The organism is Agrobacterium sp. rho-13.3 (assembly GCF_033957765.2).
GTDB lineage: Bacteria > Pseudomonadota > Alphaproteobacteria > Rhizobiales > Rhizobiaceae > Agrobacterium.
Genome location: NZ_CP192774.1, coordinates 100,572 through 114,643, shown reverse-complemented (window position 1 = coordinate 114,643; position 14,072 = coordinate 100,572). Strand labels below are relative to the sequence as shown.

Here is a 14,072-nt window from a genome sequence, read left to right as displayed (position 1 = left end):
TATCGCAGTGATATAGCTTTAGCGATTGATTGTCAAATTTAATCTTTTGCTGATGAAATATCAGGGTCAACAAGCGCGGGTTGAAAAGGCTTTATTCAGCGCTGTGGGCAAGTAAATCCCGGCGAATACGGACGCTGAAATATCCGTCGCCCTTTGCCCTACCGGCACCTCCCCGACGGTGGGGAGGCTAATGATCACGTGGCCTCTTGTTGGCTATCACGCTTCCATGGAATATCCCGCGCCGCGCACGGTGCGGATCACATCCTGCATATTGGAGAAGTTGAGCGCTTTGCGCAGGCGCCCGACATGGACGTCGACGGTGCGTTCATCCACATAGATATCGTGACCCCAGACACCATCGAGAAGTTGGGAGCGCGAATAAACACGACCGGGAGATGCCATCAGGAATTCCAGCAGGCGGAACTCGGTTGGCCCAAGGCGCACTTCGCGGGTCTTGCGGTGAACACGGTGGGTTTCCCGATCCAGTTCGATATCGCCACATTTCAGCACGGAAGACAGCACTTCCGGGCGGGCGCGGCGCAACATGGCTTTCACACGCGCCATCAGCTCCGGCGTGGAGAACGGCTTGACCACATAGTCATCCGCACCCGTTGCCAGGCCACGAACACGTTCGCTTTCCTCACCGCGTGCCGTCAACATGATGATCGGCAGGCGTTCGGTCTCTGGACGCATCCGCAAGCGACGGCAGAGTTCGATGCCGGAAACGCCGGGCAACATCCAGTCGAGGATCAGCAGGTCCGGCGTGCGTTCCTGCAAGCGGATTTCCGCTTCGTCACCACGCGGAATGGTGTCGACGTCGTAACCTTCGGATTCCAGATTGTAGCGAAGAAGAACGCTCAAAGCCTCTTCATCTTCAACAACTGCGATTTTCGGCACCATGGGCATGAAACTCCGCCAGTCTTATCTGTGGCTTACTCGGTGACTGCGCCGAGTGTGTTGGAACTATCGTCCTTCGGACGCTCACCCTCAGGCTGGCTGCCGGTGGCCATATAATAGATGGTTTCCGCGATGTTGGTGGCATGGTCACCGACGCGCTCGATGTTCTTGGCGCAGAACAAGAGGTGTGTGCAGGTGGTGATGTTGCGCGGATCTTCCATCATGTAGGTCAACAGCTCGCGGAACAGCGAGGTGTACATGGCGTCGATTTCCTCGTCGCGCTCGCGGATGGCCTGCGCCTTTTCTGCGGAGCGCGTGGAATAGACGTCCAGCACTTCTTTTAGCTGCACCAGCGCCAGTTCGGACAGATGCTCCAGACCGCGGGCCAGCTTGCGCGGCACACCGGTTCCAGACACTGCGATCACGCGCTTGGCCGTGTTCTTGCCCAGATCGCCAACGCGCTCCAGATCGGCTGCGATGCGCAGTGAACCGATGATATCGCGCAGGTCGGACGCCATAGGCTGGCGTTTGGCGATGGTGACGATGGCCTTATCGCCGATCTCGCGTTCTGCGTGATCGAGGATGGCATCATCCGAGATGACCTTCTGGGCCAGCGCCATATCCGAATTGACGAGCGCGCGCACCGCATCGGCACACATCTGCTCAGCCAGACCGCCCATTTCGGCAATGCGGCGGCTGAGGAACTTCAGCTCTTCATCGTAAGCGGACATAATATGCGAATGTGTCGGCATGTTCGAATTCTCCAGTTTCGTGGCGCGCTCCACAAGCCCTATCAGGCTCAAGCGGCAGCGCGATTTCCTCACAGCAATGGCTGGATCAGCCGAAGCGACCCATGATGTAGTCCTGTGTGCGCTGGTCATCCGGGTTGGTGAACATCTTGTCGGTGTCGTTCTCTTCCACCAGATGACCGAGGTGGAACATGGCCGTGCGCTGCGAAACGCGGGCAGCCTGCTGCATGGAGTGGGTAACGATGACGATGGTGTAATTGGCGCGCAGTTCGTGGATCAACTCCTCCACCTTGGCCGTCGCAATCGGGTCCAGCGCCGAGCATGGCTCATCCATGAGGATGACTTCAGGGGAAACAGCGATGGCGCGTGCGATGCACAGACGCTGCTGCTGACCGCCGGACAGACCCGTGCCGGATTCATGCAGGCGATCCTTGGCTTCGTTCCAGAGACCGGCCTTCTGCAAGCTGGCTTCAACGATCTGGTCCATATCCGCCTTGTTGCGGGCAAGACCATGGATGCGCGGGCCGTAGGCGATGTTTTCATAGATCGTCTTCGGGAATGGGTTCGGCTTCTGGAACACCATGCCAACACGGGCGCGCAGCTCCACCACATCGATGGCTGGATCGTAAACATCGTCCTCATCCAGCGTGATCTTGCCGGTGACGCGGCAGCCATCGATGGTATCGTTCATGCGGTTCAATGTGCGCAGGAACGTGGACTTGCCGCAGCCCGAAGGACCGATCAGTGCGGTAACGGTGTTTTCGCGAACGTTCAGGTTCACATCGTAAAGGGCGCGTTTTTCACCGTAATAGACGGAAACGTCCTTGCCGATCATCTTGTATGAAACTTCATTCATTTTCTTGTCCAGCGCCTTTTCAACTGCTGCTTCCGACAACATGTTCATAGCTTCAGCTCCTTCTTAGAGCGTTTCGTCGCATTTCCGAACGGAAAAACCATCTCCACTGTGTGTGGAGATGCTCTACCAGCGCCGTTCAAAGCGGCGACGCAACAGGATTGCGCCAACATTCATGACGATGAGGAACATAAGCAGGATGATGATAGCGCCAGAGGTTCTTTCAACAAAGGCACGCTCAGCTTCGTTCGCCCACATGTAAATCTGGACCGGCAAGGCCGTGGATGGATCCATGGGTGTTGTCGGATAATTCGCGACGAAGGCCACCATGCCGATGAGCAGCAGCGGTGCGGTTTCGCCAAGGGCATGTGCCAGACCGATGATGGTGCCGGTCAGAATACCGGGCATGGCCAGCGGCAGCACATGGTGGAAAATCGTCTGCATTTTCGACGCGCCAAGGCCAAGGGCTGCGGCGCGGATGGATGGCGGCACGGCCTTCAGGGCAGCGCGGGTGGCGATGATGATGGTGGGCAGCGTCATCAGCGTGAGAACCAGACCACCCACCAGCGAGGCCGAGCGCGGAAAGCCCATGAAGTTGATGAACACCGAAAGGCCAAGCAGACCATAAACAATGGACGGAACGGCAGCGAGGTTGTTGATATTGACCTCGATAAGATCCGTCAGGCGGTTCTTCGGTGCGAACTCTTCCAGATAGATGGACGCGGCAACACCGATCGGCAGCGACAACACCAGCACGATGAGCATCATGTAGAAGGAGCCGATGAGGGCCACGCCCACACCTGCGGCTTCCGGACGGCTGGATGCGCCGTTGAAGAAGATGCCGGTGTTGAACTGTTTGGCCATCTGGCCACTATCGGTCAGTTGTTTCATCCAGCCAAGCTGCTGATCGGAAACGCGGCGGTTCGCCTCGTTCACGGAGAGATCGACCTGGCCTTTGACGGCGCTGTCGATATCTCCCGCAGCGAGCAGGGACACGTTGCGTGTGGTGCCGATCACGGATGGATCGGACACGACGATGTCGCGAAGCTGGGTGCGGACACTGTCCGAAATCAAGGCGTTGACAGCTTTCAGACCATCGCGGTTATCCGGCGAAACACCCAGCACCTTTGCCACGGCATTGCGGGCGATGACGGGATAGTTGGCCGTCATCAGCTTGCCTGGGTTCTGGGCGCGGACGTTATCGGGGTCGATAACCTTTTCGGAGAACTCGACCGGCACCGTAATCATGGTCTGCTGGAAGGCCGTATAGCCTTTGCCGACGACGGACCAGAGAAGCAGGGCCAGGAAAAGCAGGCCGAAGGAAATCGCGGCAAGTCCGTAAGTCCGGAAGCGGCGCTCGGCGGCGTAGCGGCGCTTGATGCCGATATCGCGACGGACCTTCTTCGTTGCGGCTGGGGCATTGATACCCGAAGTCACGATGTCGGTCATTCGTACTGCTCCCGGTATTTGCGCACAATATAGAGCGCGTAGATATTGAGGCAAAGCGTGATGGCAAAGAGTGTGATGCCAAGCGCGAAGGCAACCAGTGTCTGTGGCGAGGTGAACTCAAGGTCACCCGTCAGCTGGCTGACGATCTTGACGGTCACAGTCGTCATCGGCTCGAACGGGTTGAGTTGCAGGCGGGCGGCAACACCGGCAGCCAGAACCACAATCATCGTTTCACCGATGGCGCGCGAACCGGTCATCAAAATAGCGCCCACGATGCCAGGAAGGGCGGCGGGAAGGATGACCTTTTTGATCGTTTCCGATCGCGTCGCACCAAGTCCAAGCGAACCGTCACGCATCGCTCCAGGAACAGCGGTGATGATGTCATCCGACAGCGAGGAGACGTAAGGGATCAACATGATGCCCATGACGAAACCGGCGGTGATGACGCTCTGTGCCTGAATGAAGTTGGAGTAGTCGCCCGTGGCCAGACCGTTGATCTGCGCGGAGATATCCCGCAGGAACGGGCCAACGGTGGTGAGCGCGAAGAAGCCGTAAACGATGGTTGGAATACCGGCCAGCACTTCCAGCAGCGGCTTTACCACAGAGCGGAAACGCGGCGTGGCATATTCCGCCATGTAGATGGCCGAAAACAGACCCACCGGAACGGCAACCACCATGGCGACGAAGCCGATGTAGAGCGTACCAGCCAGCAGAGGAATAAGACCGAACTGACCCGAGCTATCCGTGGAACCAGCCGCAGCAAAACGCGGATCCCAGACGGTTCCAAAGAAAAACTCGTGGGCCGGCACCATGTTGAAGAACTGGATCGCCTCCGACAGCATCGACAGGACGATGCCGACCGTCGTGAGAATGGCGATGGACGACGCCAGCACCAGAGCGCCGAGAATAACTTTCTCGACCGTATTGCGTGCACGAAACCGTGGTGCAATGCCGCGCAGAGCATAAACTGCGCCACCGATTGCTGCACCGAACACCACAAGGATCATCCCGATACGGCTGGCTGTCGTCAGCGCGTTGAGCGTTTCGGCCGCCTCGATCATGTAGGGCTGAGGATCACCCGCGATGGCAACGCCCTTGGCGCCGAGCAGCGGACGCACCGCGGCGGGATCGGCTTTCGCCTGCTTGAACTCATCCGGCGTCAGAAGCGAAAGGCCGCGGGCAATCGAGCCGACCATGCCATAGCTCAGGCTCTGCTGGGCTTCGGACTGCGCCTTGATCTCATCGGGAAATCCGCTGCGCACCGACGATGTGACGATAAGCGGGCTGATAACAAGCCACAGGCCCAGAATGAGCGCCGAGGGGATGATAGCCCAGATCAGAACATAGGAGCCATGATAACCGGCACGGGAGTGCATGGACGATGGACGACCGCCCGCCAAAGCCACGGCGCGGCGCGAGCCGAGCAGATAGCTGGCAATGCCGATCAGCGCCAATATCAGCAAAAGGATGGATGTGTTCATGGAAACTTTCCTTGGCGCACCAACAGGCGCGATGCGGGTATCAGACACGTTCAGAGAAGAAAACGGCTTTCAGCGTGTTAGGCATGGACGTGCCGTCTTCTTATTTCGGCTCAAGTATTCCGGGTTGATACATCATATTTATCAGCGGCTTGGTCATATGATAAATAGGAACTGTCAACCCACACAAAGGCTTGCCAACAGAAAGTTGGGTGGAAAGCGCGGCGGTTAAGCCGCGCTTTCCGGTAAAATTAAAGGCCAACGCCCTTTTCGAACTGGGCGCGGATTTCCTTGCGCTCTGCTTCTGGAGCAGCAACCAGACCGTAGTTTGCGAGTGGAGAGTCAGGGCCGATCATTTCGTCAGAAACGAAGAACTCTACATATTCCTTGAGACCAGGAATAACGCCGACATGTGCCTTCTTGACGTAGAAGAACAGTGGGCGAGAAACCGGGTACTTGCCGCTTGCAACGGTTTCAGTGGAAGGAACAACGCCGCTGACGGTCGCAACCTTCAGCTTGTCCTTGTTGTTTTCGTAGAACGCCAGACCGAAGACGCCGAGGCCGGTCTTGTTGGCGTCGATGCGAGCAAGCGTTTCGCTGTAGTCGCCGTCGATATCAACAGCAGCGCCATCCTTACGGACTGCGATGCACTTTGCAGCAGCCTGCTTGGCGTCGGGAACGAGGGTCTTGAGAGCGTCCGTCGCGCCAGCTTCCTTGCAGCCGTCAGCCATGATCTTCTCTTCGAAGACTTCGCGTGTGCCGTGCTTGGAACCAGGAATGTAAGCTGCAATCGTTACGTCCGGCAGTTCCTTGTTGATTTCCGACCACTTCTTGTAAGGGTTGGCAACCAGCTTGCCGTCTTTGACAACTTCAGCGGCGAGACCGAGGTAGAGGTCCTTAGGCTCGAGCTTGACGTCCTTGTTGGACTTGTCCATCGCAAACACGATGCCGTCATAACCGATCTTCACTTCCTGAACGTCGGTCACGCCAGTGGCCTTGCACGCTGCAAGCTCATCAGCTTTGATCTTCCGCGAAGCATTGGCAACGTCGATGGTGCCTTCGCCAACGCCGGAGCAGAATGCCTTCAAGCCGCCGCCTGTGCCGCCGGATTCAACGACCGGAGCCTTGAAATCGGGATAGGTCTCAGCGAAGGTTTCAGCAACGATCTTTGCGTAAGGCAGAACGGTGGACGAACCAGCAACCTGGATCTGATCGCGAGCAGCGGCAGCACCGGCAAAAGCAACGGAAGCCACCAGGGCTGCTGCGGACAACTTAAGAATATTCATGTGACTCTCCCGTATGGGGCCCGTGGTGGGCTTTTGTGGACGCTGCCGGCATCGAGCTTTTTACCCTATCGCCCAAAACTGAGCTGCCCCGGCGGCCTCTTCATACCCAGTCTTGCCACACCCTTTTATGTCACTTTGATGAAGTATTTGTGACAGATTAATCTATTGATTTTATTGGTCTTTTTTATTTTCAAACAATCTACTAAATGGCTTTATGTCAAAATCTCACGGTAAAGTCAGTTCCGACCTCGAGTTCCGAGCGAATGAGAAGCCGGGCGCGATGGCGGGTGAGGATGTGTTTGACGATGGCAAGGCCCAGCCCCGTGCCTTTTTTGGAGCGGCTATCGGCCACACTGACGCGGTAAAACCGCTCCGTCAGACGCGGAACGTGCTCTGCCGGAATGCCCGGCCCCTTGTCCACGATGCTGACCTCAACGTGTTTTCCCACCTCAGTGCGCAAAAACACGTCCACCACTTTGCCATCCTGCCCGTATTTGCAGGCATTTTCGACAAGGTTCTGGAAGACCTGCACAAGCTCGTCCCGGTCGCCGGTCACCTCCACCTTACCTTCCGGCATGTGGAGATTGATGGCGATATCGAGGTCTCCCGCCAGCGGCAGAAGTGCATCGCGCACATGCCCTAGAAGCGGCACGAGATCGACCTTCTGATCCGGGGCAATATTGGCGCGCAGTTCCAGCCGCGAGAGCGACATGAGATCGTCCACAAGGCGGCTCATGCGGGTGGCCTGGTCCAGCATGATGCCCAGAAACCGCTCACGCGCCTTCGGATCGTCCCGCGCCGGGCCTTGCATGGTTTCGATGAAACCGCGCAGCGAGGCCAGCGGCGTACGCAGCTCATGGCTGGCATTGGCAACGAAATCACTGCGCATCCGGTCCAGACGGCGCAGCTCTGAAATATCGCGGAAGGAGAGGATATAGAGTGGCGCGCTGGGTTGGGCCTGAGCGGCGGCAGGCGCGATGCGCATGGTGAAGACACGCTCAGACGGCAGGCGTTCTGAATGTTCCAACTGGTTGGGTTCGCCGGTTGCGATGGTTTCGCGAATGGCATCCAGCAATCCTGGCGAACGCAAGCGGCCTGAAATATGCGAACCGACGGGAAGCGTGCCGAAAGCACGGTCTGCGGCACTGTTTTCAAACAGCACGCTGGCATTGCGATCCAGAATAAAAACCGGCGTGTCGAGAGCGGCAAGACCGGCCCTTACACCGGCAATCATGCTTTCGCTGACGGTTTGCTCTGAATCCGTATCCTCCTTGGCGGCGACTTGTTTCGGCGCTTTCGCACCTGTGCCAGAGCGTAACGCCAGAATGGCCAGCACGGCGCTTAACCACAGGACCACCGGGACATAAGGCGTCCGCAATTCTGAAAGTGCCGCAACAGCAAGCATGGAAACAACCAGAATGGGCAGCCAACTGCGGCGAAGATTCCGCAAATACCGCCCCAACGTGCCGCCGCCTTCCGTCACTGCCATATCCATCCGCTTTCCTCGTGCGTCGCAATCGGCGCAACGAAACCTCTTATCCCTCTTTCATGACAGAGATTCATCACTATGTCTTTTCCCACAGCTACTTCTTGCCGGATGCGCCTTCTTGAAATCCAGCACGACATATGACCTGATCAAAACAACGCCGGAGACCAGACGGCAGAACACAGGGAGCGACGATGAGCGAAAACGCCAAGGACCGTTCGGTTGAACTTCAAATCGACGGAAAGACCCGCATCTTTAACATCGATGATCCTGTTTTGCCGGACTGGGTGGAAGACAAGAAGCTTTCCGCTGGCGGCTTTCCCTACGACAAAAAGATGAACCGCGACGACTATGACAAGACGCTTGAGGCGTTGCAAGTCGAGCTGGTGAAGGTTCAGTTCTGGCTTCAGGCAACCGGCAAGCGCGTCATGTCTGTTTTCGAGGGCCGCGATGCTGCCGGAAAAGGCGGGGCGATTTCGGTCGTAACGCAATATCTCAACCCCCGCGCCGCCCGCGTCGTGGCGTTGACGAAACCGACGGAAACCGAACGCGGCCAATGGTATTTCCAGCGCTACATTTCGCATTTCCCAACGGCGGGCGAGTTCGTGCTGTTCGACCGTTCCTGGTACAACCGCGCCGGTGTCGAACCCGTTATGGGGTTCTGCACGCCGGAGGAACACAAGCGTTTTCTGAAAGAAACACCGCGCCTTGAAAAGATGGTGGTGCATGAAGGCACCTATCTGTTCAAATTCTGGCTGGACACCGGCCGGGAAACCCAGATCGACCGCTTTCACGACCGGCGGCACAGCCTGCTGAAATCGTGGAAACTTTCCGACATGGACATTGCTGCCCTGACCAAGTGGGACGACTACACCGCCATGCGTGACCTGATGCTGGAAAAAACCCACATCGACGACGCACCGTGGACGGTGGTGCGGGCCAATGACAAACGCCGGGCGCGCATCAACCTCATCAAGCACATTTTGAAATCGCTGGATTATGACGGCAAGGACAAGAAGGTGATTGGTGACGTTGATGACAAGATTTTGGGGTTTGGGCCGGATTTTTTGAAGTAGCAGGAGTTATGGCCAGCAAACGTTCTCGAGAGTTTATTGTATCCGAAAACGTCTCCCAAATCTCCGGCACCTCGGACTTGATCCGGGGTCCAGCATGATCAAGTCCTTGATCATGAAAGACTCCTTCGACCGCGCAGACGCGCGGTCACTGGATGCCGGGTCAAGCCCGGCATGACGGTGGAACGTGGTGAGTACGCTCGTCCACCCTCACCTTCCGGTTCCCTCACTCTCCCGGCAAAATCCGCGCAGAATAGAGATTAACCGGGCGGCCACTGCCATCGATATCGCTGTTGATGAGAATGCGGCCAGGGCTGTTGGGTGCCAGCGTGCGGTTGAAGGTGACGTTGATCAACATATCCGCCCGTTCCGGCGTTGCCGTAAACCGATGGCGTGAGCAATTGCCGAGGCTGCCGAAATCGCAACTGATGGAAAGCTGGGTCTGCCGGTCGCTGGATGATTGCAGGGTCACGGCGATGGTCGAGGATTTGCCAGCCATTTCGCGCAGGACATCAGCGGGAACGGTAATCGCAATATTACCTGCGTCATCCGCGCTGCGGGAGGTGAGACGAACTGCTTTTCCGGCAGGGGTCGCAATCCCTTCCAAACCGGCGGAGGAGCCGGCCTTGAGAGCCGCGCTGCCGCTCTCGGCATTGAAGATTTCTTCCCATGCATCGGAAAAGCCGCGACCCGCCTCAAGACTTGGTTGTGGCTTTGCTTCCGCCCCGGTGAAATCTTCCGATTGCACTTCCGGTGGCGGGTTTGGCACGCCGGTATCGCGCTGCTCCGGCGTCAAAAGCAGACCGGAACTATACACCCACCACGCGCCAAAGCCGATAAATGCCAGCAGCGTGAAATAAATGAAAAGTCGGGCGACAAGCCCTTTCTTGCGACGCGCCTTTGCGGCTCGTTCCGGCGTGAAAGCAAGCGATGCGGCATCGGCGCCGCCAATCGGTCTTGGAGCAACGGTTTCAGGCCCACGGTCTGCGCGAAAATCACCGTTATCCTGAGCAGGCGCGGATGCATCCTGTGTGTCACCGCGCACCTCCGCATCCACGGAGAAATCGTCGTCATCCCGCGTCGCAGAAACACTCGGTGTCACCGGCCGCGTGGGCGGCGGCGGAGCGGTCGTTCTTGAAGCCTCACGGCGAACGTGATCCTGCACGACATCCAGAAGGCGGTTTCGCTCTTCACCCTCGATGGCGTGAATAAGCGCCTCCAGCCGCTGGCGCTGCTGCGCCACGACATTGGGATCATCGACACCCTGCTTGCGCAAACCCGCTTCCAGCGCCTGGCGCGAAGACTGGTAAATGCGTGCACGAACCTCGGCGCTTGATCGGTCCGATTTATCGAGGGCATTTCTGATTGCCGTTTCCAGTCCGCTCACTACCGGTCCTTATTCTTTGCCATGCAAAAAGGTTTTGGGCATTACGCCATGCTCATTTACGATTCGGTAACGACAAGCACGACCAACCGCAAGGGAAGTCTTGCGCAAATGTCGGAATGGCTTGGGGAAAACATCCATAATATAGCCCGAAGGACATGGCGAGAAACCGCAAAACTCTGCTCTTTTCGCTTTCCATATCAAAGCGGCTTCGCTACATCTTACGTGCGCGTAAACGTCACTCATGGGAGGAAACATGCTGCCGTCCGTACTCAGGGACAATCTTCGACTGCCGGTGGTCGCATCCCCGCTGTTCATCATTTCTCACCCGGAACTGACACTGGCGCAGTGTAAAGCTGGCGTCGTGGGTTCATTTCCAGCGCTGAATGCACGCCCGGAAAGCCAGCTGGATGAATGGCTGGCGATGTTGACGGAAGACCTTGCTGCCCACAATGCGGCCAACCCCGAGCGCCCGGCAGCACCCTTTGCCGTCAACCAGATCGTCCATACTTCCAACAAGCGGCTGGAGCATGATCTCGGCCTTTGCGTCAAATATAAAGTACCAATTGTCATCTCGTCGCTCGGCGCCGTGCCGGAGGTGAATGCCGCAATCCATTCTTATGGCGGCATCGTGTTGCATGACATCATCAACAACCGCCACGCCAATTCCGCTATTCGCAAAGGCGCAGACGGGCTGATTGCCGTCGCCACGGGTGCAGGCGGCCATGCTGGCACGCTCTCACCCTTCGCGCTGGTGCAGGAAATTCGCGAATGGTTTGACGGCCCGCTGCTTCTGGCCGGTGCGATTGCCAATGGCGGCGCAATCCTTGCCGCTCAAGCGATGGGCGCGGACATGGCCTATATCGGCTCTCCCTTCATCGCCACGAAAGAAGCGCGGGCAACCGATGCCTACAAACAAGCCATCGTGGACGCCCAAGCCGGCGACATCATCTATTCCAACTATTTCACCGGCATTCACGGCAATTACATGAAAGCCTCGATCATCGCCGCGGGTCTCGACCCGGAGAACCTGCCAGAAGCCGATCCATCCAAAATGGATTTCGCAGCCGCCGCCACCGGCGCAAAAGCCTGGAAGGATATTTGGGGTGCAGGCCAAGGCGTGGGCGCGGTGAAGGCAGTCGAGCCTGTATCGGCACTCGTCGACCGCCTCGCGTCGGAATATACCGTAGCCAAGGCCAAGCTCTGCGCGTGACGGCCAAGGCGGGCGTGAAAACGGTGATGGATTTTTTGTCAAAGCCAAACTCAAGACTTGAAATCCATCCCCATTGCCTGTATCAGCCCGCCATAACGCCGCGCCGACTTACATCCGCGCTTGGCAAGCCGCTTTAGCTCAGGTGGTAGAGCACATCATTCGTAATGATGGGGTCACAGGTTCGAGTCCTGTAAGCGGCACCAGTTTTCCATATGCTTGACAGAACCAACACATATGAAACCACGCGAATTTCTCCGCGAATGGAATACTTGGTCGCTCATTTAAAACCACAGAGGATGAGATGTGTAACGCAGTGATCGATGGCAATCTTGGGTATAGCCGGCCCGACGAGTTGATAAAACTCGTCGGAATAGATAACCTGGTGTGGCAAGACAAAAACCCTTTTTCACGCTGGCCTGTTGATCAAGATTGGCGTCGAATGGATTTGTGCCTTTGCCCTGTCAATCTTTCAAAAACTTTGGGGCGCGCCGGATTAAAGTTCCGAAAAGGGGACCACACCAAAGGTGAAGACCCTATGGAGTATTTCATTATCCGGGACATCTGACTGACGCTCAATACCACAAGCAATTATTGCTGCGGCTGCACGGTCCGCGGGATCAATGATCCATCTTGCGTTTGTGGAGCAAACTGATTGTTTTTATTCAGCAATGTGATGCTGAGAACGATGCCGATCAGCACGCATAGGAGCGCCACGAAAATCAGGCCTGCTTTGTCTATTGGCTTTCTCATGTGACGCAACCATAGACTTGAATGTGGAGATGGTGGGGCGGAGCACACATTTCTTTACGGCGGGACATATTTGGTTATCAAACAGTTACGGCACCCGCGATGGAGTGCCGTAACTGTTTTGACCATGTTGGTGCGCGTTCGCGTTAGATGATGCCGCCGCTGCCGCCTTTGGATGCGGGGCGTTCGCCTGCGACTTTCGCGCGGTAACCGCTGGCGCGGTAGGTCGCTACAGGATCGATGGCACCGCCTGCGCGTTTGCGGGCTTCGGCCAGAATGGGCTCCACATCGGTGCGATAGGCGCGTTTTAGCGTATCGGATGCCATCAGCGCATCATTGTCCTGCTGGAAACCATCCAGCGCTTTGCGGTCCACGAGCAGCGCCTGCGCATAGGCGCGGCGGATTTCGTTGGCGCTGGAGATCAGGCTTTCAATCGGGTCCGTCACATTGTGCGACTGATCGATCATGTGGGCTGGATGGAAGGCTTTGACGCCGCGATATTCAGCATCCACCAACTCGTTGAACACGAGGAACAGACGGTAAGGATCGATGGAGCCTGCATCCAGATCGTCATCGCCGTATTTGCTGTCATTGAAGTGGAAGCCGCCGAGTTTGCCGAACTGAATGAGGCGGGCGACGATCATTTCGATGTTGGTGTTTGGCGCGTGGTGGCCAAGATCGACGAGGCAGAAGGCTTTTTCACCCAGCGTATTGGCGATGAGATAGTTCGTGCCCCAATCCTGCACGACCGTGGAATAGAAGGCCGGTTCGTACATTTTATGTTCGGAGAACAGCCGCCAGTCATCCGGCAGAGCCTTATAAATCTCCGCCATTCCGGCCAGATAACGCTCGAAGCTTCTGGTGAAATTGCTCTGGCCGGGGAAATTCGAGCCATCGCCAACCCACACCGTCAGTGCCTTGGAGCCAAGGGCATTACCGATTTCGATACATTCGATGTTGTGGTCCACCGCCTGGCTGCGTGTTGCCGCATCGGCGTGGCTGAGAGAGCCGTATTTGTAAGAATGCTTTTGATCAGGCGCATCCGAAAACGTGTTGGAATTCATGGCATCGAAGCCGAGGCCCAGAGCATTGGCGTGAGCTTTCAGCTTTTTCGGATCTTCCTTGTCCCACGGAATATGCAGCGACACATTCGGCGTTGCCGAAGTCAACTGATTGATGACGGAGCAATCGTCCAGCTTGTCGAAAATGCCGCGCGGCTCTCCCGTGCCGGGAAAGCGGGCAAAGCGCGTACCGCCGGTGCCAACACCCCAGGAGGGAACGGCCACGAAAAATTTCGAGGCCTGCACTGTTATGGCTTCAATATCGATATTGCGGCGGGCCAGATTTGCGCCGAGCGCATCGTAGTCAGCGGCATGGGCGGTAGCGCGCTTCTCATTCTCGCGGGTTACGATATCTGCCGCAATTTTCAATTCCGTCATGTCTTCCTCCCTCTCCTT

11 protein-coding genes and 1 tRNA gene are annotated in these 14,072 nt (G+C 57.0%); 3 read left to right on the top strand and 9 right to left on the bottom strand.

All coding sequences use genetic code 11. From position 1 onward, the window contains the following. Nucleotides 1–216: 216 nt before the first annotated feature. The 7 genes from phoB to phoR all read right to left on the bottom strand — a co-directional run bounded on the left by phoB (nt 217) and on the right by phoR (nt 8,201). A complete protein-coding gene (gene phoB, locus RMR16_RS00555) occupies nt 217–900 on the bottom strand; it encodes a phosphate regulon transcriptional regulator PhoB (protein ID WP_320201288.1) in 684 nt (227 codons plus the stop codon). Between the two features lie 32 nt (nt 901–932). Beyond that, entirely contained in the window at nt 933–1,649 is a 717-nt protein-coding gene (gene phoU, locus RMR16_RS00550; RefSeq protein WP_320201287.1) for a phosphate signaling complex protein PhoU, read from the bottom strand. 85 nt (nt 1,650–1,734) lie between these two features. Further along, entirely contained in the window at nt 1,735–2,550 is an 816-nt protein-coding gene (gene pstB / locus RMR16_RS00545) for a phosphate ABC transporter ATP-binding protein PstB (RefSeq protein WP_320201286.1), read from the bottom strand. Nucleotides 2,551–2,625: 75 nt separating this feature from the next. Further along, complete coding sequence (pstA, locus tag RMR16_RS00540) at nt 2,626–3,948, bottom strand: phosphate ABC transporter permease PstA (RefSeq protein ID WP_320201285.1); 1,323 nt, start codon at nt 3,946–3,948, stop codon at nt 2,626–2,628. Beyond that, entirely contained in the window at nt 3,945–5,429 is a 1,485-nt protein-coding gene (pstC, locus tag RMR16_RS00535; RefSeq protein WP_320201284.1) for a phosphate ABC transporter permease subunit PstC, read from the bottom strand. The genes pstA and pstC overlap by 4 nt, the downstream gene beginning before the upstream one ends. Nucleotides 5,430–5,677: 248 nt before the next feature. Then, nucleotides 5,678–6,712 carry a substrate-binding domain-containing protein gene (locus RMR16_RS00530; protein ID WP_320201283.1) on the bottom strand — a complete coding sequence of 345 codons (1,035 nt, stop codon included), beginning with the start codon at nt 6,710–6,712 and terminating at the stop codon, nt 5,678–5,680. Between the two features lie 217 nt (nt 6,713–6,929). Beyond that, complete coding sequence (gene phoR / locus RMR16_RS00525) at nt 6,930–8,201, bottom strand: phosphate regulon sensor histidine kinase PhoR (RefSeq protein ID WP_320201282.1); 1,272 nt, start codon at nt 8,199–8,201, stop codon at nt 6,930–6,932. A 191-nt stretch (nt 8,202–8,392) separates the two neighbouring features. Between phoR and ppk2 the strand changes: the two genes are divergently transcribed. Next, the gene (gene ppk2 / locus RMR16_RS00520) at nt 8,393–9,274 is read left to right on the top strand and encodes a polyphosphate kinase 2 (protein ID WP_320201281.1); all 882 of its coding nucleotides are present in this window, start codon (nt 8,393–8,395) and stop codon (nt 9,272–9,274) included. A gap of 223 nt (nt 9,275–9,497) precedes the next feature. On the opposite strand, the gene RMR16_RS00515 is transcribed toward ppk2, so the two are convergent. Then, nucleotides 9,498–10,658, bottom strand: coding sequence for a hypothetical protein (locus RMR16_RS00515; protein ID WP_320201280.1), 1,161 nt, complete (start codon nt 10,656–10,658; stop codon nt 9,498–9,500). A gap of 253 nt (nt 10,659–10,911) precedes the next feature. On the opposite strand from RMR16_RS00515, the gene RMR16_RS00510 reads away from it, so the two are divergent. Together RMR16_RS00510 and RMR16_RS00505 are read left to right on the top strand one after the other, a co-directional pair. After that, nucleotides 10,912–11,868: an NAD(P)H-dependent flavin oxidoreductase gene (locus tag RMR16_RS00510; RefSeq protein WP_320201279.1), complete on the top strand. Its 957-nt coding sequence runs from the start codon at nt 10,912–10,914 to the stop codon at nt 11,866–11,868. A 127-nt stretch (nt 11,869–11,995) separates the two neighbouring features. Next, nucleotides 11,996–12,071, top strand: a tRNA-Thr gene (locus tag RMR16_RS00505). A 690-nt stretch (nt 12,072–12,761) separates the two neighbouring features. On the opposite strand, the gene rhaI is transcribed toward RMR16_RS00505, so the two are convergent. Next, nucleotides 12,762–14,054: an L-rhamnose catabolism isomerase gene (rhaI, locus tag RMR16_RS00500; protein WP_320201278.1), complete on the bottom strand. Its 1,293-nt coding sequence runs from the start codon at nt 14,052–14,054 to the stop codon at nt 12,762–12,764. Between the last annotated feature and the right edge of the window lie 18 nt (nt 14,055–14,072).